Source organism: Streptomyces sp. NPDC086549, assembly GCF_044746205.1.
Classification (GTDB): Bacteria; Actinomycetota; Actinomycetes; order Streptomycetales; family Streptomycetaceae; genus Streptomyces.
In genome coordinates, this window is the sequence record NZ_JBIVBS010000006.1 from 186,914 (window position 1) to 210,192 (window position 23,279).

General features: G+C 72.0%; 22 protein-coding genes and 6 tRNA genes. 9 read left to right on the forward strand and 19 right to left on the reverse strand.

The features are described from left to right. Positions 1-3 precede the first annotated feature (3 nt). The 5 genes from ACIPSA_RS21070 to ACIPSA_RS21090 all read right to left on the reverse strand — a co-directional run bounded on the left by ACIPSA_RS21070 (position 4) and on the right by ACIPSA_RS21090 (position 4,206). Complete coding sequence (locus ACIPSA_RS21070; protein ID WP_402637135.1) at positions 4-879, reverse strand: carbohydrate ABC transporter permease; 876 nt, start codon at positions 877-879, stop codon at positions 4-6. Next, positions 876-1,847, reverse strand: a complete 972-nt coding sequence (locus tag ACIPSA_RS21075) for a carbohydrate ABC transporter permease (RefSeq protein ID WP_402637138.1) — start codon at positions 1,845-1,847, stop codon at positions 876-878. The genes ACIPSA_RS21070 and ACIPSA_RS21075 overlap by 4 nt, the downstream gene beginning before the upstream one ends. Next, positions 1,847-3,133, reverse strand: a complete 1,287-nt coding sequence (locus tag ACIPSA_RS21080) for an ABC transporter substrate-binding protein (RefSeq protein WP_402637141.1) — start codon at positions 3,131-3,133, stop codon at positions 1,847-1,849. Before ACIPSA_RS21080 ends, ACIPSA_RS21075 begins: the two co-directional genes overlap by 1 nt. A 470-nt stretch (positions 3,134-3,603) precedes the next feature. Further along, positions 3,604-3,675, reverse strand: a tRNA-Val gene (locus tag ACIPSA_RS21085). A gap of 78 nt (positions 3,676-3,753) precedes the next feature. Further along, positions 3,754-4,206 (reverse strand): TIGR02611 family protein, encoded by a 453-nt coding sequence (locus ACIPSA_RS21090; RefSeq protein ID WP_402637144.1) that lies wholly within the window; start codon positions 4,204-4,206, stop codon positions 3,754-3,756. Positions 4,207-4,397: 191 nt separating this feature from the next. On the opposite strand from ACIPSA_RS21090, the gene ACIPSA_RS21095 reads away from it, so the two are divergent. Then, positions 4,398-4,811 carry an SsgA family sporulation/cell division regulator gene (locus ACIPSA_RS21095; protein ID WP_004002642.1) on the forward strand — a complete coding sequence of 138 codons (414 nt, stop codon included), beginning with the start codon at positions 4,398-4,400 and terminating at the stop codon, positions 4,809-4,811. Positions 4,812-5,077: 266 nt separating this feature from the next. After that, positions 5,078-5,638 carry a CGNR zinc finger domain-containing protein gene (locus tag ACIPSA_RS21100; protein ID WP_402637147.1) on the forward strand — a complete coding sequence of 187 codons (561 nt, stop codon included), beginning with the start codon at positions 5,078-5,080 and terminating at the stop codon, positions 5,636-5,638. Between the two features lie 84 nt (positions 5,639-5,722). On the opposite strand, the gene ACIPSA_RS21105 is transcribed toward ACIPSA_RS21100, so the two are convergent. Beyond that, on the reverse strand, positions 5,723-5,875 hold the full coding sequence (locus ACIPSA_RS21105; protein WP_263206696.1) for a hypothetical protein: 153 nt from the start codon (positions 5,873-5,875) through the stop codon (positions 5,723-5,725). A 164-nt stretch (positions 5,876-6,039) separates the two neighbouring features. Beyond that, positions 6,040-6,498: a hypothetical protein gene (locus tag ACIPSA_RS21110; RefSeq protein ID WP_402637151.1), complete on the reverse strand. Its 459-nt coding sequence runs from the start codon at positions 6,496-6,498 to the stop codon at positions 6,040-6,042. 202 nt (positions 6,499-6,700) lie between these two features. On the opposite strand from ACIPSA_RS21110, the gene ACIPSA_RS21115 reads away from it, so the two are divergent. After that, entirely contained in the window at positions 6,701-7,228 is a 528-nt protein-coding gene (locus tag ACIPSA_RS21115; protein ID WP_402637154.1) for a DsbA family protein, read from the forward strand. Positions 7,229-7,230: 2 nt separating this feature from the next. Here ACIPSA_RS21115 and ACIPSA_RS21120 read toward each other — a convergent pair whose 3' ends face one another. The 3 genes from ACIPSA_RS21120 to ACIPSA_RS21130 all read right to left on the reverse strand — a co-directional run bounded on the left by ACIPSA_RS21120 (position 7,231) and on the right by ACIPSA_RS21130 (position 10,002). Continuing rightward, positions 7,231-8,055 (reverse strand): GNAT family N-acetyltransferase, encoded by an 825-nt coding sequence (locus ACIPSA_RS21120; RefSeq protein ID WP_402637157.1) that lies wholly within the window; start codon positions 8,053-8,055, stop codon positions 7,231-7,233. A gap of 73 nt (positions 8,056-8,128) precedes the next feature. Beyond that, positions 8,129-8,950 carry an aminotransferase class IV gene (locus ACIPSA_RS21125; protein ID WP_402637160.1) on the reverse strand — a complete coding sequence of 274 codons (822 nt, stop codon included), beginning with the start codon at positions 8,948-8,950 and terminating at the stop codon, positions 8,129-8,131. Continuing rightward, complete coding sequence (locus tag ACIPSA_RS21130; RefSeq protein WP_402637163.1) at positions 8,947-10,002, reverse strand: chorismate-binding protein; 1,056 nt, start codon at positions 10,000-10,002, stop codon at positions 8,947-8,949. Before ACIPSA_RS21130 ends, ACIPSA_RS21125 begins: the two co-directional genes overlap by 4 nt. Positions 10,003-10,179: 177 nt before the next feature. On the opposite strand from ACIPSA_RS21130, the gene ACIPSA_RS21135 reads away from it, so the two are divergent. The 5 genes from ACIPSA_RS21135 (at position 10,180) to ACIPSA_RS21155 (ending at position 10,629) form a co-directional block, all read left to right on the forward strand. Continuing rightward, positions 10,180-10,252: transfer RNA gene (locus ACIPSA_RS21135), tRNA-Gly, on the forward strand. Between the two features lie 38 nt (positions 10,253-10,290). Continuing rightward, positions 10,291-10,364: transfer RNA gene (locus ACIPSA_RS21140), tRNA-Cys, on the forward strand. A gap of 1 nt (position 10,365) precedes the next feature. Then, positions 10,366-10,437, forward strand: a tRNA-Val gene (locus ACIPSA_RS21145). 35 nt (positions 10,438-10,472) lie between these two features. Then, a tRNA-Val gene (locus ACIPSA_RS21150) sits at positions 10,473-10,544 on the forward strand. A 13-nt stretch (positions 10,545-10,557) separates the two neighbouring features. Next, positions 10,558-10,629, forward strand: a tRNA-Val gene (locus ACIPSA_RS21155). Between the two features lie 57 nt (positions 10,630-10,686). Here the strand turns inward: ACIPSA_RS21155 and ACIPSA_RS21160 are convergent. The 4 genes from ACIPSA_RS21160 to ACIPSA_RS21175 form a co-directional block, all read right to left on the reverse strand. Further along, entirely contained in the window at positions 10,687-10,998 is a 312-nt protein-coding gene (locus ACIPSA_RS21160) for a zf-TFIIB domain-containing protein (protein WP_402637166.1), read from the reverse strand. A gap of 80 nt (positions 10,999-11,078) precedes the next feature. After that, positions 11,079-12,095, reverse strand: a complete 1,017-nt coding sequence (locus ACIPSA_RS21165) for a phosphotransferase family protein (RefSeq protein WP_402637723.1) — start codon at positions 12,093-12,095, stop codon at positions 11,079-11,081. 256 nt (positions 12,096-12,351) lie between these two features. After that, a complete protein-coding gene (locus ACIPSA_RS21170) occupies positions 12,352-12,549 on the reverse strand; it encodes a hypothetical protein (protein WP_402637169.1) in 198 nt (65 codons plus the stop codon). 198 nt (positions 12,550-12,747) lie between these two features. Beyond that, positions 12,748-13,050 (reverse strand): hypothetical protein, encoded by a 303-nt coding sequence (locus ACIPSA_RS21175; protein WP_402637172.1) that lies wholly within the window; start codon positions 13,048-13,050, stop codon positions 12,748-12,750. A gap of 196 nt (positions 13,051-13,246) precedes the next feature. Between ACIPSA_RS21175 and ACIPSA_RS21180 the strand changes: the two genes are divergently transcribed. After that, positions 13,247-14,581 carry a protein kinase gene (locus ACIPSA_RS21180; protein WP_402637725.1) on the forward strand — a complete coding sequence of 445 codons (1,335 nt, stop codon included), beginning with the start codon at positions 13,247-13,249 and terminating at the stop codon, positions 14,579-14,581. Here the strand turns inward: ACIPSA_RS21180 and ACIPSA_RS21185 are convergent. The 5 genes from ACIPSA_RS21185 to cbiE form a co-directional block, all read right to left on the reverse strand. Continuing rightward, positions 14,571-14,972: an NUDIX domain-containing protein gene (locus ACIPSA_RS21185; protein ID WP_402637175.1), complete on the reverse strand. Its 402-nt coding sequence runs from the start codon at positions 14,970-14,972 to the stop codon at positions 14,571-14,573. The genes ACIPSA_RS21180 and ACIPSA_RS21185 overlap by 11 nt on opposite strands. 231 nt (positions 14,973-15,203) lie before the next feature. After that, positions 15,204-16,022, reverse strand: coding sequence for a TrmH family RNA methyltransferase (locus tag ACIPSA_RS21190; protein WP_402637178.1), 819 nt, complete (start codon positions 16,020-16,022; stop codon positions 15,204-15,206). A 63-nt stretch (positions 16,023-16,085) separates the two neighbouring features. Further along, complete coding sequence (gene cobA / locus ACIPSA_RS21195) at positions 16,086-17,330, reverse strand: uroporphyrinogen-III C-methyltransferase (protein ID WP_402637181.1); 1,245 nt, start codon at positions 17,328-17,330, stop codon at positions 16,086-16,088. 211 nt (positions 17,331-17,541) lie between these two features. Then, positions 17,542-21,543 (reverse strand): nicotinate-nucleotide--dimethylbenzimidazole phosphoribosyltransferase, encoded by a 4,002-nt coding sequence (gene cobT / locus ACIPSA_RS21200; RefSeq protein WP_402637184.1) that lies wholly within the window; start codon positions 21,541-21,543, stop codon positions 17,542-17,544. Positions 21,544-21,938: 395 nt separating this feature from the next. After that, positions 21,939-23,165: a precorrin-6y C5,15-methyltransferase (decarboxylating) subunit CbiE gene (gene cbiE, locus ACIPSA_RS21205; protein ID WP_402637187.1), complete on the reverse strand. Its 1,227-nt coding sequence runs from the start codon at positions 23,163-23,165 to the stop codon at positions 21,939-21,941. Positions 23,166-23,279: the final 114 nt, after the last annotated feature.

A 23,279-nucleotide genomic window follows, 5' to 3' on the forward strand; every position in this document is an offset into this window, starting at 1 on the left:
ACGTCAGCCCTTCAGTCCGGAGGTCGCCATTCCGTCGATCAGATAGCGCTGGAAGGCGAGGAAGAACAGCAGCACGGGCAGCAGCGCGACCAGCGACATCGCGATCATTCCGCCGTAGTTGGCGGCGACGCCGTCGGAGTCGCGGAACATCATCAGCCCCAGGGAGACGGTGTACTTGCCGGGCTCGTTGAGGTAGATCAGCGGGCCCATGAAGTCGTTCCAGGCGTTGATGAACGTGAAGATCGCGCTGGTGATGAGGGCGGGCCGGCACAGCGGCAGCACGATCGACCAGTAGATGCGCAGGTGCCCGCAGCCGTCGAGCCGGGCCGCCTCGTCCAGTTCTCGGGGCAGGTTCCGCATGAACTGCACCATCAGGAAGACGAAGAAGGCCTCGGTGGCGAGGTACTTGCCGATCAGCAGCGGGACGTAGGAGTTGATCCAGCCCAGCTTCTGGAACATCACGTACTGCGGGATCAGCAGCACGTGGTACGGCAGCAGCAGCGTGCCGATCATCAGGGAGAAGAGCAGGTTGCGGCCGGCGAAGCGGACCCGGGCGAAGGCGTAGGCGGTGAGCGAGCAGGAGATCAGCACGCCGACCACGGCACCGACGGCGTAGAAGAGGGAGTTCTGGAAGAAGGTCCAGATCGAGATGTCGGCGATGCCGTCGGCGAGGCCCTTGAAGTTGGACAGGATCGGATGGCCGGGGAACAGCTGGAGGCTGTTGATGATGTCCTTGCTGGGCTTGAAGGACGCCCCGATCACCCAGACCACCGGGTAGAGGATGACCGCCAGGATGATCAGGGCGCCGAGGTGCCAGACCAGGGATCCGGCCTGCTTGCGGCCGGCCGTGTCCGTGACCTTGGTGGTGATCGCGCTCATCGGGCGCCCTCCTCGTAGTGCACCCACTTCTTCTGGGACCAGAAGAGGACCGCCGTCACCAGGGCGACCGCGAGCAGCAGCATCCAGGCCATCGCGGCGGCGAAGCCCATCTGGGCGTTCTTGAAGCCCTGCTGGTACAGGTAGCAGGTGTAGACGAGCGTGGCGTCGGCCGGGCCGCAGTACGTGTTGGAGACGACGTAGGCCGAGGCGAAGATCTGGAAGGAGTGGATGGTCTCCAGCAGCACGTTGAAGAACAGCACCGGGGAGATCATCGGCAGGGTGATGTTCCAGAACTTCCGGAAGGGGCCGGCGCCGTCCATCTCGGCGGCCTCGTAGAGCTCTCTGGGTACCTGTTTGAGGCCCGCCAGGAAGATGACCATGGGCGCCCCGAACTGCCAGACGGTCAGCGCCACCAGGGAGTAGAGGACCCAGTCGGCGTTGCCGACCCAGCCGCCCACGTGGAAGCCGAGGAAGGACTGCGTACGGTCCACGACGGCGCCGTCGGAGAAGATCGACCGCCAGACGAAGCCGACCGAGACGCTCGCGCCGATCAGCGAGGGGGCGTAGAAGGCGGCACGGTAGAAGGCCTGCCCGCGCCGGCTCTGGGCGAGCAGGAGGGCGACACCGAGGGCGAGCAGCAGCTTCAGCGGGGTGCCGATGACCACGTACTTGGCGGTCACCTCCACCGACTTCTGCCAGCGGGGGTCGTCGAACATCTTGGTGAAGTTGTCGAACCCGACCCATTTCGGGGTGTTGAAGAGGTTGTAGTCGGTGAACGCGAAGTACAGCGAGGCGACCATCGGGCCCGCGGTCAGCAGGAGGAAGCCGGCGATCCACGGAGACATGAAGAGGTAGCCGGCGAGGTTCTCGCGCCGGCGGCCCGGCCGCCCCGCGGTGGCGGAGGCGGCCGAGTGCGTCCTGCGGGCGGCGGGCAGGGAGTCCTTGACGAGCGTCACGGCAGGTCCCATCAGGCCTGGAACGCGGCCTCGGACTCGGTGAAGAACTGCTTCACCGCGTCCGCAACCTTGGTCTTGCCCTGGCCGAGGTCACCGCCCAGGCGAAGGAAGGCCGCCTCGACGGTGTCGGCGCCGGACGGGTGCGGGGTGATCGTGCCGAGGACGCCGGACTTGGCGGTGTCGTCCTCGTACCGCGCGATCTCCTTGCTCACCGAGTCGGCGGGCTTGAAGGCCGCGTACTGCTCGGTGCCGGCGAGGATGCCGCGGTCGTAGCCCATGATCTTGCCGACCTCGGGGTCGTGGACCATGAAGTCGATGAACTGGGCCGCTTCCTTCGGGTGCGCCGTGTGGGCGGAGGCGCTCAGCATCAGGGAGGCCAGGTACTGGCCCGTGTGCTTGCCGTCCATGGTGGGGATCGGGGCCAGGCCATAGGTGCTGCTGCCCTCCGCCGAGTAGCGGACGGTGAAGTTGTCCCAGGTGAACTCGGAGGCGCCGTGCCCGGCCGAGAGCGAGGACTTGGGCATGTCCTGCTGGACGACCTTCGGGTCGGTGACGATGCCGGCCTTGATGCGGTTGTAGCCGTCCTGCCACCACTCCGTCAGGTCGGCCTTGTCGAAGCCGAGCCCGTCCTTGGTGAAGAACGCCTTGCCGTTCTGCCGGAGGTAGAGGTCGTAGAGGTACATGATGCTGAAGTAGCCGGTGTCCCCGGGCACCTTGGTCTTGTCGTGGATGGTCTTCAGGGCCTTGAAGTACTCGTCCCAGGTCCAGCCCGATCGCGGATCGACGCCCGCCTTCTCGAAGACCTTCTTGTCGATCACCAGCGCCATGGTGTTGGAACCGACCGGAACGCCGAGCTGCTTGCCGTCGACCTCGCCGACCTCGGTGACGCCCGCGCGGAAGTGATCGAGGCTCAGATTGCCCGCGTCCACCTGGGACTTGAGATCGAGGAGAATGCCTCTCTTGTCGTACTTCCGAAGAAATCCGACGGCATTCTGGAAAACGTCCGGCGGATTTCCTCCGGCGGCCTGCGTCTGGAACTTCTCCCAGAACGACTGATACGTCTGGAAGTCGGTCTTGACCTTGATCTTCGGATACTTCTTCTCGAAGAGCGAGATGGTCTGATTGATCCTTTTCGCCCGCTCCTCGGCACCCCACCACGAGTAACGGATCGTCACCGTCCCGCTCCCGGAACCACTGTCGCCGCCACACCCCGCCGTGGCGGCCAGCCCGAGCGCGGCCGCCGACGCGCCGGCCGCCCTGAGGATCGTACGCCTCTCAACATTCCTGCTGGTTCCCACAGTCGGGCCCTCCTCGCGGCGTTGCCGCCGCGTGCATGAATCGTTTCAAGTAAGCGCTTGCTGGCACAAGGTACGGAGGCCCCAGTGGTGCGTCAATGATTCGGACAGGAATTTCTTGTGGGCACGCCCAGGACCGCGCGGGTCACCCACGGCGGGCGGCAGGGTGCCGGCCGGGCCGCACCGCAGGTGGGAGGCGTGCGGTCGGCGGGCAGCCGGGCAGGGGGCGCGCCGCGCCCTCCGCGGAGGCGTGCGCCGCACGGCGCCGAGGTGCCGGCGGGGCGCGGCACCGATGTCGGCAACGGCGGCCGGAGCGGCCGTCGACGACGGCGTCCGGAGCGGCGGCGCGGCGCCGGGACTCACCCGTCGCCCGAGCCTCGGGACACCCCCGCGAACGAGGACGGCGAGGACGGAAAGACGCCACAACGACGGCGGCCCGCCTGCACTGATGCAGGCGGGCCGCCGATTCCGGGTGGGCGATACTGGGTTCGAACCAGTGACCTCTTCGGTGTGAACGAAGCGCTCTCCCACTGAGCTAATCGCCCGGGCGCAGGAAGAACATTACCCCATGTCAGCGGCTGCCTCCGACCACGGCCGGCCGGTGTTCGCACCGCCGCGCCGGGTCACTGGTCCTTGATCTTCCAGGGCATCACGACGCCGAACTTCCAGAGGTAGACACCGACGAGGACGGCCACGATCACCAGGCCGATCACCGTCAGGGTGATGTTCCGGCGGCGCACCTTGGGGTCGAGTGCCCGCTGGGCCGCCTCGGTGACCTTGCGCTTGGTCCAGCGGAGCACGAGCTGGGCCCAGACGAACTCGGTCGCCCAGATCGCCATACCGCCGAAGATCACCACCCAGCCGGGTCCGGGCAGGGGGAGCATGATGATGCCCGCGATCACGACCGCCAGACCGACGACGAAGACCCCGGCCTGCCAGCTCAGGTGCAGCGAGCGGCGCGCCTTGATGAACTCCGGCGCCCTCGATCCGAGCCCACGCTCGCCCTGCACCACGTCCGCCTCCGCCTCGCGCGACGCCACCCCTACGTCACTCGGTTCGTTACTCCCCGTATTCATACGACCAAACACTACCCGAGTGAAACCAGTCACCGGAATGGCCGTACCGCCTGTACAGGTTCTCGGCCGGAAGAGTGTCGTAAAGACACGCAAAACACTCAGAGGGGTTTACAACGGCACCGTAGGTGGCATGTCGATTTCGCCGACGTGCGAATCCCCGAGCGCACACTGAGCGAAAGGCCCTGGCGCTTATGAACACCACGGTCAGCTGCGAGCTGCACCTGCGCCTCGTTGTGTCGAGCGAGTCCTCCCTGCCTGTCCCCGCAGGCCTGCGGTACGACACGGCCGACCCCTACGCCGTGCACGCCACCTTCCACACCGGAGCCGAGGAGACCGTCGAGTGGGTGTTCGCCCGCGACCTCCTCGCCGAGGGGCTGCACAGGCCCACCGGCACCGGCGACGTCCGCGTCTGGCCGTCCCGCAGCCATGGCCAGGGCGTCGTATGCATCGCCCTGAGCTCCCCTGAAGGGGAAGCCCTGCTCGAGGCCCCTGCGCGGGCCCTGGAGTCCTTCCTGAAGCGGACGGACGCCGCCGTGCCGCCCGGCACGGAACACCGGCACTTCGATCTGGATCAGGAGCTCTCGCACATCCTGGCGGAAAGCTAGGTCGCGACCCCTCGAAGCCGCCCGGCGCCGTCCACTCGGGGAGACGGCTCGGGCCAAGACAACCGCATACGGCATGCGCACCGACGCCGTCACCGTGGGTATCCACGGGGGCGGCGTCGGTGTGCACGGGGCGGCCGGCGCCCGGGGACAGGGCGTGTGCGCCCGGGAACCCCGGCACCCGCGCGGCCGTTCTACCGGCAGCCAGCCACTACCATCGGCCAGCATCGGCGGGCGCCCGCCCGACCCCCCAGGCCAGGGAGCGAAACGTGCTGATCACCCACGACACCCGGTGCGCCCTCGACACCGTGGTGGATCTGGTGAACACCGTGCCGGAGGACGACGCGACGACGGACGGGCTGCCGGATGTCGCCACCCTCGAAGATTTCGTACGAAATCACCAAATAAGCGATGTCGGGTTCCTGTCGGAGTTCGATCTGTCGGCGGTGCGCAAGATCCGCGGGCGGTTCGCGGGGATCTTCGCGGCCCCGGACGCCCGGTCCGCCGCCGTGCTGATCAACGAACTGGTCGCCGCCGCGGGCACGACACCCAGGCTCACGGACCACGACGGCTACGACTGGCATGTGCACTACTTCGCACCCGGCGCCTCGGTGGCCGACCACCTCGCGGCCGACTGCGGGATGGCCCTGGCCTTCTTCGTGGTCGCCGGGGAGCAGGAGCGGCTGCGGCGGTGCGAGGCCCCCGACTGCCGGCGGGCCTTCGTGGACCTGTCCCGGAACCGCTCGCGTCGCTACTGCGACAGCCGTACATGTGGAAACCGGCTGCATGTGGCCGCGTACCGGGCCCGGCGCAAGGAGGCGGCGGGCTGATCGCCCGGATCGCCCTTCTCGATGCCGGTCACCTCGGTGCCGACGCCCGTCCCGGCGGGTGGCGCCGGGAGGGGCGTGTACGGCTCAAAGCCACAGCAGGTCGTGCAGCGCGGCCATGAGGAGCAGACACCCGATCACCGCTAGGAAGATCATCAGCGGTGGCTGGGAAAGGGCGAAGAGGCATCCGCGCGGCTCGTCCTTCGGTGGCGCGGCGTCGCTCTGTGTCGTGTCCAGCATCTCGCGGTGATGATGGCCCAGGGGCCACCCCGCGTGCGATCAACACGCCCACTGAATGCGGGAGTTCGCCGAATTCCGTGATCTTCGGTTCGGTTCCGTTCGGACCATGATCACTTCCGGCGCGGTGCCGACGCTCTGTGTCGTTTCAGTGCGTCATGCGCGGGTCATATGCCGTGCTTCTTGAGGATGGACTCGATGTCGCTGAAGTCGTCCGCGGGGTCGGAGCCACGGGACGCGGTCGCGGGACGGCTCGCGGGGCGGCTCGCGGGGCGGGTCGCCGGGCCGAGGGAGGGGGCGGAGGACGTCGGGGCCACCGCGTCGCGCTGCGAGCCCCGAGCTGCCGCCCTGCGCTCGGCGCGGGTGCCCCCGCGTCGGCGTTCGACGGCGCGTGTGGTCGCGAACAGGACCCAGGCGGCGCCCAGCAGGCCGAAGCCCGCCCATGCAGTGGGGCTGAACGCGGTGTCGGCCAGCCAGCCGACGACACCCGTCATCACCAGGCCGACGGGAATCAGCGAGTAGGCCGCGATGCGCGCGGCGGCCAGGAAGCGCCTGCGGTAGGCCGTGACCACCGCGATGCCCAGGCCGGCCGCGGACACGGCGGAACAGACGGTCTCGGCAATCATCCGGTCCTCCTGGCGGGCTGGTCGGGCAGGGGGAAGCGCGGGGTGCGCTTCGTCCCTTTCCATCCTGCACCGCCCCGTACCCGCGATGCCATGGTCCGGCCCGACATCAGGGACATCTCCGGGTCACCTCCTCCCCAGGTGCCGGTCACCGGCGCACGGTCCCGATTCGGTCCCCGGAGCCGCGCCTGGGAGACTGGTACCCATGAGCGACTCCTCCCCCGCACACGTCGGCACCCCCGTTCCCGTTCTCGAGGTGTGGTGCGAGCTCCAGTGCCCGGACTGCCGCAGCGCCCTGGACGATCTGGGCGCACTGCGCGCCCGCTACGGCGACCGGCTGGAGCTGCGGCTGCGGCACTTCCCGCTGGAGAAGCACAAGCACGCCTTCGCCGCCGCGCAGGCCGCCGAGGAGGCTCTGGAGCAGGGGAAGGGCTGGCCGTACGTCGAGGCCGTGCTGGGCCGGGTCGAGGAGCTGGACCGCGGGGGAGAGCCCTTCCTGGTCGAGGTCGCCGGTGAACTCGGTCTGGACACCGAGGAGTTCGACACCGCGCTGATCGACGGGCGGCACATCCTCGTCGTCGACGCCGACCAGGCCGAGGGCAAGGCGATCGGCGTGACGGGCACCCCGACGTACGTCATCGGCGGCGAACGCCTCGACGGCGGCAAGAGCCAGGAGGGACTGCGCGCGCGCATCGAGGAGATCGCCGACCGGTTGCTGGCCGCGCAGTCCTGACCTCAGAGCAGGTTCTTGTACATCACGTACGACGTCGGCACGTAGCCCAGCGACTCGTACAGCCGCTCGGCCGGCGTGTTGCCCGCGAAGACGTTGAGGCCCAGGGCGCGTTTCCCGGCGGCGATCGCCCGGGCCTCCGCGAGCAGCATCAGTGAGCGTCCGTGGCCCCGGCCACGGGCGCTCTCCTCGGTCTCCACGTCGAAGACGAACGCCGAGTCCCCGGCGAGCGACAGCCACAGGGTCCCGACCCTGTCACCCTCGTGCTCCAGCACACTCATCAGGGTGTTCCCGGTCGCGAGGCCCTGCGGCAGCGCGTTCGCGTGGTCCCGCTCCGACTTGGCCCACGCCTCGGCCTCGGGCACGCCCCGGTCGATCCAGTCCTGTGCGTAGTGCGCACGCGTGTGTTCGAGCCAAGGCCCGTACTCGGCCTCGGTCATGGGCCTGCCCCGGCTGCCCGCGGGCAGTTCGGGCGGTGTGTCGCCGAGCGGCTTCTCCATGCCGCGGTTGCGGTGGACGTAGCCGAGCGCCGCGGTGAGCCGCAGCGCGGCCCCGGCGTCGGCGGGGACCCGGATCTCGATGCGCCGACAGCCCCAGCCGCGTGCCACCTCCTCGGCGGCGAGCGCGGCCACCGCGCCCCGGCCGCGTCCGCGGTCGGGCTCCTCGATGCGCAGATCGTCGATCAGGGCGACGGAGGGCCCGAAGACGGGGTGTGTGGAGAGGTGCACCACACCGACGGGACGGCCGTTCACGCACACCTGGAAGTGGCGTGACAGCGCCCCGTCGGCGGCGCGCTGAAGCGGCTCGGTCGGCCGCAGGGTCGTGGTCATCACGGGTGTTCTACCCGTTCCCGGGGCCCGGAGCAGCCCAATATCCGGGGCCTTCCGGGAGCGTCCGGGCCGATCAGGGATCCAGGTCGTCCCCGGACCGCTCGTCGAAGATCCGCATCGCCTTGGCGGTCACCGGTCCCGGCGCGCCGGGGAGTTCGCGGTCGTCGACGCGGTGCACGGCCTGTACGTCCCGGAGGGTGGATGTGAGGAAGACCTCGTCGGCGCGTTCCAGGACGTCCAGCGGCAGGTCGGTCTCCTTGGCGCCGGCCCACTCGACGGTCAGGGCGCGGGTGATGCCGGGGAGGCAGCCGGAGGCCATCGGCGGGGTGTGGATCTCGCCGTCGAGCACGACGAAGACGTTGGAGCCCGTGCCCTCGCAGAGCTGCCCGACCGTGTTGGCGAACAGCGCCTCGGAGGCGCCGTGTTGGTGGGCGCGGGCGAGGGCGACGACGTTCTCGGCGTACGAGGTCGTCTTCAGGCCGGTGAGCGCGCCCCGCTCGTTGCGGGTCCAGGGGACCGTGATCACGGCGGTGGAGTCGGGACGGCGGCCGGTCTCGCCGAGGGCGACCACCAGGGTCGGGCCGTGCTCGCCGCGGTCGGAGCCGAGGGGTCCGTGGCCGCCGGTGTAGGTGATGCGCAGCCGGCCGAGCGGCATCGGGTTGGCGGCCATGACGGCCTCGCAGGCGCGGCGCACCTCGTCGTGGTCGGGGTCGGGCAGCCCCAGTCCCCGGGCCGAGCGGGTCAGCCGGTCCAGGTGACGGGTGAGCGCGAACGGCTTCCCGTCGGCCGCCTTCACCGTCTCGAAGATGCCGTCGCCCACGGTCAGCCCGTGGTCGAAGACGGAGACACGGGCCGACTCGATGTCCTGCAGCCCGCCGTCCAGCCAGATCTTCACCGAAGACCCCCTTCACTCTCCTCGTACGTGCCCGACGCTACCGCGAGCAGCCGGGACGCCTTCAGCTCGGTCTCCCGCCACTCGCCCTCGGGGTCGGATCCCCAGGTGATGCCGGCGCCGGTGCCGAATCTGAGGGCGCCTTCCGCACGGTCGATCCAGAAGGTGCGGATGCCGACGGCCAGCTCGCCGGTGCCCCGGTCGGCGTCGACCCAGCCGATGCCGCCGCAGTACGGGCCGCGGGGCGCCGTCTCCAGGGCCTCGATGATCCGCAGAGCGCTCGACTTGGGCGCGCCGGTGACGGATCCGGGCGGGAACGCGGCGTCGAGCAGTGCGGGCCAGCCGGCGCCGTCGCGGAGCTCGCCGCGGACCGTCGACACGAGGTGGACCAGGCCGGGGTGCTTCTCCACGGCACACAGGTCGGGGACGGTCACGCTGCCGGTGGCACAGACCCGCCCGATGTCGTTGCGGACCAGGTCCACGATCATCACGTTCTCGGCGTAGTCCTTCTCCAGGAGGTCCGCCTCGGTGCGTCCGGTGCCCTTGATCGGCCCGGACTCGACGATCCGTCCGGCGCGGCGCAGGAAGAGCTCGGGCGAGGCCGTGGCGATCTCCACCCCGTGCCCGGGCAGCCGAATCGTTCCTGCGTACGGCGCCGGATTGCCGCGGGCCAGCAGCGCGGTCAGGGCGTCCACGTCGGCGTCGGGGGCGACCGGCGCGGAGAGCACCCGGCAGAGGTTGGCCTGGTAGACGTCTCCGGCCGCGATGTGCTCGCGTATCCGGCGGACCGCCGCCGTGTACGCGGCGCGGTCGAGGGACGACGTCCAGTCGCGGACCGCCGGGCCGTGCCACCGCCCCGGCACCGGGGCGGGCACCGGTTCCTCCCGTACGTCCGCGAAGCGGGCGCACGTCAGCATTCCCTCGAAGTCCGCGCAGACCGCCCAGAAACCGGAGGAGTCCAGGGCCGCGGGATCGCTGGTGACGTCGAGAAGGCCGGTGGCGACGCGGTCGCCGAAGCGGGCGAGCGGAGGGAGTCCAGGAGGGAGGTCGAGCACGGAGTCGAGTCTATGGCGGGTGTCGTGAGGGTGGCCCCGGCGTGTCCCGCGAGTGCCCTGACCACGTCCTCCGCCGGGTGCAGCGCAGCACGCTGCGCAAACGCGTTTTTGTGCTGGCCCGGGAATCCGCTAGAGTTCAACACGTCGCCGGGACGCGGAAGCGGACCGAAACGACAGGCGGACGTAGCTCAGTTGGTAGAGCGCAACCTTGCCAAGGTTGAGGTCGCGAGTTCGAGCCTCGTCGTCCGCTCGAAGGAACAAGGGGTCTTCCCGATCCCCTACACTCCTGGTGGAGTGGCCGAGAGGCGAGGCAACGGCCTGCAAAGCCGTCTACACGGGTTCAAATCCCGTCTCCACCTCCAAGGACGATTAGCTCAGCGGGAGAGCGCTTCCCTGACACGGAAGAGGTCACTGGTTCAATCCCAGTATCGTCCACTGGTCCGCAAGGACCTTGATCCGCGAGGATCCCCGCGCGATTAGCTCAGCGGGAGAGCGCTTCCCTGACACGGAAGAGGTCACTGGTTCAATCCCAGTATCGCGCACGCAGTACCTCCCGGACGATTAGCTCAGCGGGAGAGCGCTTCCCTGACACGGAAGAGGTCACTGGTTCAATCCCAGTATCGTCCACACACCGGATCCCCCGGCCGTCTCGTACGGCCGGGGGATCCGTCGTTCGCGCGCGGCTCAGCTGGAGAACAGCATGTGACCGAAGCTCTTGTGGCCGTGGTGGCCGCCGTGGCCTCCATGGCCGCCGTAGTGGCCTCCGTGGTGACCACCGTGCGGGGCACCCCAGGCGGGGGCGGCCGGAGCGGCCGGGTACGCCTGCGGGGCGGGCGGGGGCGGCGGGGCGGGCTGGGACCACTGGGACTCCAGGCGGGTCAGCGCCTCCAGCTCGCCGTAGTCGAGAAAGATGCCGCGACAGCCGCTGCACTGCTCGATCTGAACGCCGTTGCGGTTGTAGGTGTGCATCGGCGCATGACACTTCGGACACTGCATGGTCGGCTCAACTCCTCGCCGGTCGGTCGTGCTTCGTGTTTCCCCAGGACAGACTCAGTCCGGCCCTGGCCGGTTGCACCTTACTTCGGGAATGCGTGCGACAACTCGGGCGGTACGGAACCCATTCGGTCACAGGCGTCGACCAGGCACTGCTCCACCTCGTCCAGCGGACGGCCGGCCGCGAGCGCCTTGGCCAGGAAGAGGGCGGCGGTCTGCACGGTGAGCGCGCGGGCCGGAACGTCCAGGGCGGGCCAGGGGTCACCGTCCGCCGGTACGGCCGGGCCGCCGGCCGCGCGGTACGCGGACAGGAAACGGGTCCACTCGCCGGGCGGGAGGAGTCCGCAGGCGTACCAGGCGGCGGGCCGCGCGAGATCCCAGGCCGGGACGCCCACTCCGAGGTCGTCGACGTCGATGAGCCGCCACGGGCCGTCCGGGGACGGGTGACGGACCAGCTGGCCGAGGTGCAGGTCTCCGTGACAGAGGGTGCCGGTGCCGGGCATGGGGGCCTCGCCGCGGGCCCAGGCCGGGAGCGCGGCCCAGGCACGCAGGATCGCGGGTGCGGCGGGGTGGGGTTCCGGTGCCGTGGAGAGGGCCGCCCGTAGACGGCCGATCGCTCGGGCGGCCTTGACGGGACCGCGCATGGCAGGCGGGGCGGTGGCCGCGGAGAACAGGGTGGTCGCGATCGGGCCCCGGGGGGCCGGAAAGACGGAGGTTCCGGCAGGAGGGGTGCCCGGGGGGCCGGGAGTCCGGTCGGCGGGGGCGAGGTCCGCGACAGGGATCCGGTGCAGACGCGCGAGGAGGTCGGCCGCGGCTTCCCAGGGGGCCGCGTCCGGATTGTCCGGGTGCACGGGGGTGCCGTACGGCCAGAAGGTCACGAGGCGGCCGTGCAGGGCGGCGGGGGTCGGGGCGAGCGGGGCCAGCAGGACGTCCGGGTGCCGGACGGCCACCGAGAGACGGCGGGCCAGCTCGACGGGGTCGGTGTGCGGGGCGTGGGCCTTCGCGACGGTGCCGGCGTGGCGGACGACGGTGGCGTCGGGGCGGTCGGTGAGGGTCACCGCGTCACCGCAGGCACACGGGGCTCCGCCGCGGTGAGCCATGGCTGCGGCCTCGGCGGTCAGCTTCGGCAGTACGTCGGCGGTCACTGGGTTCCCTGGGTGGCTGCGGGTGTGCCGACGAGCGTACGTGTCCGCGGTGGGCCCGTGCCCGGAGCCTCGCAGGGCCGGAAACGGCGCAATGCCGGCGCAGCTCCCCAGCTGCGCCGGCATTTGTGCCGTCCGCCGCACCCCCGTCCCCACGGGGTTTCATGGGTGGATGTCCCCGCCCGGACCGCTCTTCCGGGCCTGGGGTCGCCTCTCAGCGCCCCAGCATCACGCCCACGGACGACGCCTGTGTGGCCACTGTCTCCCAACCGTCGAAGACGAGGAGGAGCAGGGCCGCCAGGGGAAGGGCCATGAGCGTCGCCACCAGGGGGTGGCGGCGGCCTGTGCGGCGGGGGCGGAACGCTGTGCGCCCCTGCGTGCGGATCAGTGTCCGCGGTGCCGTCAGAGCCATGGTCCCTCTCCTGACCGTTGTTGGTTGTCCTCGGCAGCGGCGGGTGTCTGACCTCGGGGGACGAGTGCTGCACCCGCCGCTTGACCTCAAATCTAGGCTCGCGGCGCCGGTCGGGCGTCATGCCTTCGTACCGAATCGCGGGCCTCCCGGAGGATGAGCCGTGACCTGCGGCGTACTCCCCTGGGTGGAGACGGGGTCCTAGGTCTCGGGGTCTTCCCGGAGGGGGCGCCCGCTGTGTCCGGACCTTTCCGCGCTGTCCTCGCGGGGCACCGGCTGCTCCACGAGGGCCAGGACCCGGTTCGCCATGAAGCGCGCCGCACGGACGACCGAGCCTCCCCCACTGCCTGAAGGGCGTGGGGCCCCCAGCGTGACTTCGCTCACTTCTACGACACCTCGGCGTACCGCCGTCTCCACCCGGCGGCCCGCTCTGCTCGCCACCACCTCATACGTACGCGTCGTATCCCCGGCATCCACGACTATCTCCACGCGGTCACCCTTCACGCCATCAATCCCCCTTCTGTGACAGGAGGTTGGAGTCACAGCAGGGTCAAGGCCCGCCTGGGGGACGGCTCCCTGACCACTCCTCAATTCGCCCACCCGGCACTGACAATCGATCGGGCCGAGAGGGCGCGGCCTCTGCGCGCAGGCGGCCGCGGAAACGTAAGCTGTGGCTCGTCACACGGACCGGGCAGCGGGGATGAACATGGCGATGATGCGCCTGAGGCGCGAGGACCCGCGCGTCGTCGGCTCGTTCAGGCTTCACAGACGACTCGGCGCGGGTGGGATGGGCGTTGTCTACCTGGGTTCCGACAAGAAGGGGCAGCGGGTCGCGCTGAAGGTCATCCGGCCCGATCTGGCGGAGGACCAGGAGTTCCGGTCTCGTTTCGCGCGGGAGGTCTCGGCGGCACGACGGATCAGGGGCGGGTGCACGGCGCGGCTCGTCGCGGCGGATCTCGACGCCGACCGGCCGTGGTTCGCCACGCAGTACGTGCCCGGCCCCTCCCTGCACGACAAGGTCGCCGACGAGGGGGCGCTCGGCGCCGCGGAGGCGGCGTCGATCGGTGCCGCCCTGTCCGAGGGGCTCGTCGCGGTGCACGAGGCCGGGGTCGTGCACCGGGACCTGAAGCCGTCCAACATCCTGCTGTCCCCGAAGGGGCCGCGGATCATCGACTTCGGCATCGCCTGGGCGACGGGGGCCTCGACGCTCACGCACGTCGGCACCGCGGTCGGCTCCCCCGGCTTCCTCGCGCCGGAGCAGGTGCGCGGCGCCGCGGTCACGCCCGCGACGGACGTGTTCTCGCTCGGCGCGACCCTCGCGTACGCCTCGACCGGTGACTCGCCCTTCGGGCACGGCAGTTCCGAGGTGATGCTGTACCGCGTGGTCCACGAGGAACCGCACCTGCACGGCGTACCGGACGCGCTCGCCCCACTGGTCCGGGCCTGTCTGGCGAAGGACCCCGAGGAGCGGCCGAGCACGCTCCAACTCTCCCTCAGGCTCAAGGAGATCGCGGCCCGCGAGACCCAGGGCCCGGCCGACGTACGGCCGCCCGCGCCCCGTGCCGCCGAGGCCGACCGGCCCACCGGGCGGCTCACCGAGAGCTATCCGGAGCAGCAGCGCACCCAGCGGCGTCCGCAGCCCTCCCCCGGCAACACTCCCGCGCCGCGCGGCGGGACGCCCTCCCGGGGCGGGAGCGCAGCGCGCGGCGGTGGAGTCCCCTCCCGGCCGAACGGAGCGCGGCCGACCCCGTCGGCGCGCAGTACGACGCGGTCCGGCAGCGGGAGCCGTCCCGCCCCGCGCAGCGGCGCCGGCCGCACGGGCCCGCGCACCACGGGGACCGGGCTGCGGCCCGCCAACCCGCGGCTGCTGCGGCAGCGGCTGTTCGTGTTCGTCGTGGTGACGTTGCTGGTCGCCCTCGGCATCGCGGCTGCCCAGGGCTGCCAGGGGCCCTCGCGTGGGCTCGGCGTACCCGGGGCCGTCGTGACGGCGCGGCACGCGCACGTGCACGCACCGCCGTCGGACGTCAGGGTGTAGCGCGCCGGAGTTCCGGCAGAACCCGCTCGAAGAACTCCCGGTCGCCGTCGAAGACCGGGTCCAGGGCCAGGAACTCCTCCGCCGTCACCCAGCGGAAGTCCCCGACCTCACCGGGGTCGGGAACCACAGCGGCGGTGCCGGGGTCCGCGGTCCACCAGTGCAGGCGGAAGCCGTCGTCGTCGGTCACCGACTCCCAGACCTTCTCCCCCGGGGTCACCTCCAGGCCGACCTCCTCGCGGACCTCCCGGACGAGCGCCTCCGCCTGTGTCTCACCCGGTTCCAGCCTGCCGCTGAGCGGCGCCCAGTAACCGGAGCGCGCGGCGGCCGGTCCGCGGCGGATCACCAGCACCCGGTCGCCGCGCGGGAGTACGGCGACGATCGCGTCCCGCATGCGCGCTCCTAGGGCCTGTCCGGCGGATCAAGTCGCAGGATAGCAACGGCGCCTCATCAACCCAGGTGAGCGGGGCCTGGTGCGTCCAGCTGCAAGGCGGAGGAGGGCGTCGACGCGATGGGGGTCCCCCCGCGCGAGCGCAGCCGAGCGTGGGGGAGTCGGCAACCGACGACAACGCGGCAGATGGGCGTGCCAGGCCCCGCGTCTGCGGCATGATCCGCCGGACAGGCCCTAGTCCCGGGGGCGGCCGGTGGCCACCGCGTAGAACGCGACCGCGGCAGCCGCGCCCACGTTGAGGGAGTCCACGCCGTGGGACATCGGGATGCGTACCCATTCGTCGGCGGCGACCAGGGCCTGGGTGGACAGGCCGTCGCCCTCCGCGCCGAGCATCAGCGCCACGCGGTCCATCCGGTGCGGGGCGGCTTCGTCGAGGGTCTTCGCCTTCTCGTCCGGGGTGAGCGCCAGGAGCGTGAAGCCGGCCTCGCGCACCGACTCCAGGCTCTTGGGCCAGGTGTCCAGGCGGGCGTACGGCACGGAGAAGACCGCGCCCATGGAGACCTTGACACTGCGGCGGTAGAGCGGGTCGGCGCAGTCCGGGGAGAGCAGGACCGCGTCCATGCCGAGGGCGGCCGCCGAACGGAAGATCGCACCGATGTTGGTGTGGTCGTTCACGGACTCCATGACCACCACCCGGCGGGCGGACCGCAGCAGCTCCGCCGCCGTCGGCAGCGGCTTGCGCTGCATCGAGGCGAGGGCGCCGCGGTGCACGTGGTAGCCGGTGACCTTCTCGGCGAGCTCCGGGCTGACCGCGTACACGGGGGCCGGGAGTTCGTCGATGACGTCACGCATGACGTCGACCCACTTGGCCGACAGCAGCATGGAGCGCATCTCGAAGCCGGCGTCCTTGGCCCGGCGGATGACCTTCTCGCCCTCGGCGATGAACAGGCCCTCGGCCGGTTCGCGCTTGCGCCGCAGCTCGACGTCGGTCAGGCCCGTGTAGTCGCGCAGGCGCGGGTCGTCGGGATCCTCAACGGTGATGAGATCGGCCACAGGGTGATACTGCCTTGTCCTGGGTGTGGTGCCAACGGCTCGAACGGGACGGGTTACCCGCGGTTACGCGGAGGGGGTCGGACCGGGGCGCGGACCCACGCCGACGACGGCGCCGATGACGATGACCGCCGGGGGCTTCACGTCCTCGGCGCGCACGGTCTCGGCGACGGTGGCGAGGGTGGCGTCGACGCGGCGCTGGGCCGCGGTCGTGCCCTCCTGGACCAGGGCGACCGGGGTGTCCGGGGCCTTGCCATGGGCGACGAGCGTCTCGGCGATCTTCCCGATCTTGTCGACCCCCATGAGGACGACGAGGGTGCCGGTCAGCTTGGCGAGCGAGGGCCAGTCGACCAGGGAGCGCTCGTCGTCGGGAGCGACATGGCCGCTGACCACGGTGAACTCGTGGGCGACGCCACGGTGGGTGACGGGGATGCCGGCCGCGCCCGGCACCGAGATCGAACTGGAGATGCCCGGGACGACCGTACACGGGATGCCGGCCTCGGCGAGTGCCTGGATCTCCTCCATGCCCCGGCCGAAGACGAAGGGGTCGCCGCCCTTGAGCCGTACGACGGACTTGCCCTGCTGGGCGTGTTCGATGAGCGCGTCGTTGATGGCCTCCTGGGCCATGTAGCGGCCGTACGGGATCTTCGCCGCGTCGATCACCTCGACGTGCGGAGGGAGTTCGGCGAGCAGGTCGCGCGGGCCGAGGCGGTCGGCGATGACGACGTCGGCCTCGGCGAGGAGGCGGCGGCCGCGGACCGTGATGAGGTCGGGGTCGCCCGGGCCACCGCCGACCAGCGCCACTCCGGGCGTACGCCTGCGGTGGTGCGGGGCGACGAGGGTGCCGTCGCGCAGGCCCGCCACGACCGCGTCGCGGATGGCGGCGGTGTGGCGCGGGTCGCGGCCGCGCGCGTCCGTGGTGAGAACGGCGACCGTGACGCCCTCGCTGTGGCCGGTCGCCGGGGTCCAGGCGGTGGCCGCGTCGGCGTCGTCGGAGCGGACGCACCAAACGCGGTGGCGCTCAGCTTCGGCGGAGGCGGCGGTGTTGGCCTCGGGGTCGCTGGTGGCGATGAGGGCGTACCAGGCGGCCGCGAGGTCGCCGTCCGCGTAGGGGCGCTTCTCCCAGGCGATCTCGCCCGCGTCCGCCATCGCCTCCACCGAGGGGGTCGCCTCGGGGGACACGAGGACGATGTCCGCGCCCGCCGCGATCAGTGCGGGGAGGCGGCGCTGGGCGACCTGGCCGCCGCCGAGGACGACCACTCGGCGGCCGGAGAGGCGGAGGCCTACGGGGTAGGCGGGGTGTTCGGCCATGAGGGGCGACTCCTCTGACGGCGGTGCAGTGGCCCTGACGTGCGGATTTTACGTGCAGGGCTGGAACGGCGGCTCAGGTGTCCGGTGGCTGGGCAGGGTGGCCGGGTGCGGCTGCGCGGTCCGTGCCCCCCCGTTCCGCCCTGCGGAACGACTGCCCACGGACCACGCCGGAGGGACCGTCGGCACCCTCACGCCTGCCCCTACTTCTCCGTTACTTCTCCGTGACCCCCGCCGAGTCGAACGTCGCCACCTCGTGCATCGCCCGTGCCGTGCTCTGTACCAGCGGCAGGGCGAGCAGGGCGCCCGTGCCCTCGCCGAGGCGCAGGTCGAGGTCGACCAGCGGGCGCAGGCCCAGCTTGTTGAGCGCGGCCACGTGGCCCGGCTCGGCACTGCGGTGACCCGCGATACAGGCCGCGAGGACCTCGGGGGCGATGGCGCGGGCCACCAGGGCGGCGGCACCGGCGCTGACGCCGTCCAGGATCACCGGCGTGCGCAGGGAGGCACCGCCGAGGAGCAGGCCGACGATCGCCGCGTGCTCGAAGCCTCCGATCGCCGCGAGGACGCCGATCGGGTCGGCCGGGTCCGGCTGGTGGAGCTCGATGGCCCGGCGGACGACCTCGGTCTTGCGGGCCAGGGTCTCGTCGTTGATGCCGGTGCCACGGCCGGTCACCTCGCTCGGGTCCGCGCCGGTGAAGACCGAGATCAGGGCGGCGGACGCGGTGGTGTTGGCGATGCCCATCTCGCCGGTGAGCAGGGCCTTGTTGCCGGCCGCCACCAGGTCGCGGGCGGTCTCGATGCCCACCTCGATGGCCGCCTTGGCCTCCTCGCGGGTCATCGCGGGGCCGGTGGTCATGTCCGACGTGCCGCCGCGGATCTTCCGGGGCAGCAGCCCGGGCGTGGCGGGCAGGTCGGCGACGACACCGACGTCCACGACGCACACCTCGGCGCCCACCTGGTTGGCGAAGGCGTTGCAGACCGCTCCCCCGCCCAGGAAGTTGGCCACCATCTGGGCGGTGACCTCCTGCGGCCACGGGGTGACGCCCTGGGCGTGCACACCGTGGTCGCCGGCGAAGATGGCGACGGCGGCGGGCTCCGGGATCGGCGGCGGGCACTGCCGGGACAGCCCGGACAGCTGCGCGGAGATGATCTCCAGCATGCCGAGCGCGCCGGCCGGCTTGGTCATGCGCTTCTGCCGCTCCCACGCCTCGCCGAGCGCCTTGGCGTCCAGCGGGCGGATCCCGGCGACGGTCTCGGCGAGCAGGTCGTGCGGGTCCTCGCCGGGCAGCGCGCGACGGCCGTACGTCTCCTCGTGCACGACCCACGACAGCGGGCGGCGCTTGGACCAGCCGGCCTGCATCAGCTCGGGCTCGTCCGGGAACTCGTCGACGTAGCCGACGCAGAGGTAGGCGATGACCTCCAGGTGCTCGGGCAGGCCCAGGGCGCGGACCATCTCGCGCTCGTCGAAGAAGCTGACCCAGCCGACGCCGAGGCCCTCGGCGCGGGCGGCGAGCCAGAGGTTCTCGACCGCGAGCGCCGCCGAGTACGGCGCCATCTGCGGCTGCGTGTGACGGCCGAGGGTGTGGCGGCCGCCGCGGGTCGGGTCGGCGGTGACGACGATGTTCACCGGGGTGTCGAGGATCGCCTCGATCTTCAGTTCCTTGAACTGCTTCGCCCGGCCCTTGGGCAGCGACTTGGCGTACGCCTCGCGCTGGCGCATGGCCAGTTCGTGCATGGTCCGGCGGGTCTCGGTGGACCGGATGACGACGAAGTCCCAGGGCTGGGAGTGCCCGACCGACGGTGCGGTGTGCGCGGCCTCCAGCACCCGAAGCAGCACCTCGTGCGGGATCGGGTCGCTGCGGAAGCCGTTGCGGATGTCGCGGCGCTCACGCATGACCCTGAGGACGGCCTCGCGCTCGGCGTCGTCGTAGCCAGGTGCGGCCGGGCCGGTGGACTGTCGTGCTTCTGCCACTGCGGCCGTGCTCTCTTCCTGGTCGGCGGCCCTGGTCTCCAGGTCCTCCGCGTGCTGTACGACTTCGGGGTTGTGCTCCTCGTCCGGCGCTGCCGGGGCGGGAGCGGGTTCGGCCTCGCGGGGCCCGGGGACCGTGGCGACGGGCTCCTCGGGGGCCGCGGCGGGCGGCTCCTGCGTGGGGAGCACCACGAGCGGCTCCTGCGTGGGGAGCACCAGCGGGTGCGGCGGGGTCGGGGCCAGGTGCGGGGTGGTCGGCACCGTGCCCTCGACCGGCACGAACTGGCCCAGGGGCTGGTCCGGGTGCGGCTGCAGGGGGACACCGCCCTGGAGAGGGGCGGGGTCACCGGAGGCATCGGCCTCCGGCACGACTTCGGCCTCCGGCGCGACTTCGGCTTCGGGGGTGCCCTCGGCTTCGGGGGCGACTTCGCCAGTCTCGGCAGCGACCGCGTGAGCGGCTGCCGGCGCCTCCGGCTGAGCGGCGGCGGCCGCGGCCGGTACGGCCTGCGGCTGCTCGGCCACGCTGGGCGCGGGCGGCTGCGGCTGCGGCTGGGCGTCCGGCTCGGCACGGTCGGAGTCCGGCTGAGCCGCGCCGGCCTCGGGACCGGCGGCCTCCTGGGGCTGTACGACGACGGGGGCGGGCGCTTCGTCGGTATGACCGGCATCGGCCGGCTGTGCGATGGCCTGCGGGGCGGCCGCGGCGGCCTGCGGCTCCGGGGCGGGCTCGGGCAGGTGCGCCGCTTCGGCCGACGGCGGTTCCGCCGCGGCCCGGGCGGCCTGCGGGGGCTCACCGGCTCCGGGGTGTCCGGGCTGCGGGACCTGGGCCTGCGCGGCCGGGTCCGCCGCCACGGGCTGGGGGACGACGGCCACGGGGGTGGCGTCGGCGGGCGTCGCGGGCTGCACGGCGGGCGCGGGAACCTCGGCCTCCGGCGTCTGCGGGGCGGGGGCGACGGGCTCGGGAGCCGGTACGGGCTCGGCGACCGAGTCGGGAGTGATGGTGCCGGGCTGGGCCGGACCGGGGTCGGCGGGCGGGCTGACACCCTGGGCCGGAGTACCCACGGCCTGCGGACCTTCGGCAGCCTGGCCTTCCGCGACCGGTGCGACGGGCGTGACCGGCGTGACCTGGGCCTCGGCGTTCTCGGCGTTCTCTGCGACCGGGCGCTGCACACCTTCCGGAGTCTCGGCGACCGGTGCGACCTCGGGCTCCGGTGCGGCCTCGGGCTCCCGCGTGGCCTCGGGCTCCTGGACGCCCTCCGGCGCACCCGTCCCGCCGGACGTCTGGACGCCGGAGGACTGGCCGCTCTCGGAAGCCTGCACGGCCACCGGACCCTGCACACCCGCGACGCCCGGCCCGGTCACCGGACCCTGGGCGGACTCGGCCCCGTGCCCGGCCTGCACGGCGTACACCCCGTCATGCCCGTGCACGGTCTGCACCCCGTCGTGCCCGTGCACCAACTGCGGGCCCTCGGGCCCGGCGCCCGGGACGGACTCCGCCATCCGGGCCGGAGCGGCGACGTTCGCGTTGCCCGGCGACGCCACCGGCTCTGCGGTACCGCCCGCCACGGCGGCCTGCGTGGCGAGCCGGGCCACGGCGGCCTGGGCCGCGTCGGCCTGCCCCACGACCTGAGCGACGGCCGGCTCCTGAACCGGAACCGGAACAACCGTTTCCGCGGCCGGGGCCTGTGGGACCACCTCAGCCACGGGTGCCTGCACCGCACCCCAGGGCGCCGCACTCTGCGGGGCCGCGTCGTGCAGCGGCTGGACGTCGAGGTACTCGGGGCCGCTCGTCGGCGGGCCCGGCTGCCGCACCGGTGCGCCCGCGGGGCCGCGGTCGGCGAGAGAGCGGACCGGGCTCGCGGAGGCGTCGGGGATCGGCGGGCCCAGGTGCAGCGGGCGCCGCGGGGGCTGAGGCACGGTCTGCTCATGCGGCGCCGAGAGGATCGGCGACGGTGGGACCGACGCGGGCGGGTCGGGCAGACGGACGCCGCTGAGGTCGACGGAACCGCTGTCGCGGCCGGCCGTCTCGTGCGGGCCCGGCTCGTGGACGGCCTCGACAACCGGCTCCGGGGCAGGCGGCGGCACCTCGTTGCCCCATGCGCTCTGGGCGCCCGGCAGCAGCAGGTCTTCGTCCTCGGCGGTGGTCTCGGAGAGGTAGGTGTACATGCCGTGCGCGGGAACGCCCGGGTGTTCCACCATCCCTGCGCTCTCCGGCTGCCCCTCGCCCGGGACCTGGCCGGTGTCCGTCATGCGTACCCCTCGCCCATCGGTTAGTGCTCCTACGACCAGCTCACCCGGAACGGCGCACCGACCGCCCCGCAGTGAAGAACGAGCGTCCGTGCCCAGCGGCACGAACGACCCGCCCATAAAAGGCGACAAAGCCATTCGGTGGCATTGTCCCGGTCGTTCCCCCGTCGCGACAGGTTGATCCGCGACAGCCCGCTGTGGACTGCGCCACGTTGCGCGTCCTCCGGTTCCGCCGTACCACACCCACCCCAAAACGGGCGCGCTTTCCGGACATTGACGAACGAATTTCCGGGTCACCTGGAGCGGTACAACGATCGGCCAGCCTACCGCGCGCGGTACGACAACAGGATCACGGGGCGCGATCCGGCAGCACTCATCCGTCGCCCGACCGTCACCCCTCAACGAGACGCTTCGCGCCGCAGCAATTCCCCTGTGAGCAGGAACGCAACGTTCCGCTCCGTCTCCGTCCAGGCACGTGTGTCGAGTTCGACGGACTGCATCAAGGCGCACTCGACCCGGTACCCGTGCTCGGTCAGATCGCGCCCGACGAGTTCGGCCGCGTCGCGGGTCGCCGCGTGCGTGACGATGCGCTGCGGGCGGCGGTCGGCGACCGCGGAGACCACGGCGGCTCCCCCGCCGCCGACACGGACGACATCCGGTTCGGGCAGGTTCTCCAGGACGTGCGGGGCGGTGCCGCGCACGATCTGGAGCTGGACGCCGAAGCGGCGTGCGGCCGTCTCGGTGCGGGCGCACGCCGTGGGGTCCCGGTCGACGGCGATGACGGCGGCACCGGCCCGCGCCGCCTCGGTGGCGAACGCCCCGCTGCCGCTGCCGATGTCCCAGACGAGGTCGCCGACGCGCGGCCCCAGGCGGGCCAGTTGGGCCGCCCGGAGCAGATCCGTCTCGCCCTCGCCGAGTCCGCCGCCGTAGGCCTCGTCGGGCAGCACCCAGCCACGCGGACCCGCGCCGGGGTCGCGCCCGGCGATCCAGCCGCCGCCCTCGCCCGCCCGCGCGGCTCCGCTGATTCCACCGATGACGATGACCACGTTCGGGTCGCGCCAGGTGTGGTCGGCGGCCTTGTCGGAGGTGACGACGCTGACCCGCTCGCGTTCGGTGCCCAGTTCCTCGCAGATGACGAAGGTGCGGTGGACCCCGTCCATCAGCAGGCCGAGTTCGGCGGGGCCGGCGCCGGGTGAAGTGAGTACGGCCACCTTGGTGTGGGCTCGGCATACATTCACCGCCCGTCGCAGGGTTCGCCGGTGTGCGACGACCACTTGGGCGTCGTCCCAGGGCATTCCGGCGCGCGCGAAGGCGGCGGCCACGGAGGAGACGGCGGGGACGACTTCGACCTCCAGGCCGAACTCGGGGTCGCGCAGGGCCCGTACGACACCGAAGAAGCCGGGGTCGCCGTCGGCGAGCACGACCGCGGTACCGCGGTGGGTGGCGATGCGGCGGGCGGCGAGCTCGACGCTGCCGAGGCGGATGCGCTCGGCCGCGGGGGGCAGCTCGGGGAGCGCCAGGTGGTGCGCCGCGCCCGCGACGAGGGTGGCGGCACCCAGGGCGCCGTGGGCCGCGGCGGTCAGCGGTGAACCGTCCCAACCGATCACCGTGACGCGGTCGGCCATCGTCGTCAGTCTCCAGGGCTTGCGCAGGTCGTCAGGGGTAGGGGCCCACAGGCAGGCTCCGTGAGGGTACCTGGTGGAGCTGTCGGGCGCGCGGCGGGCGAACCCCTGTGGGTC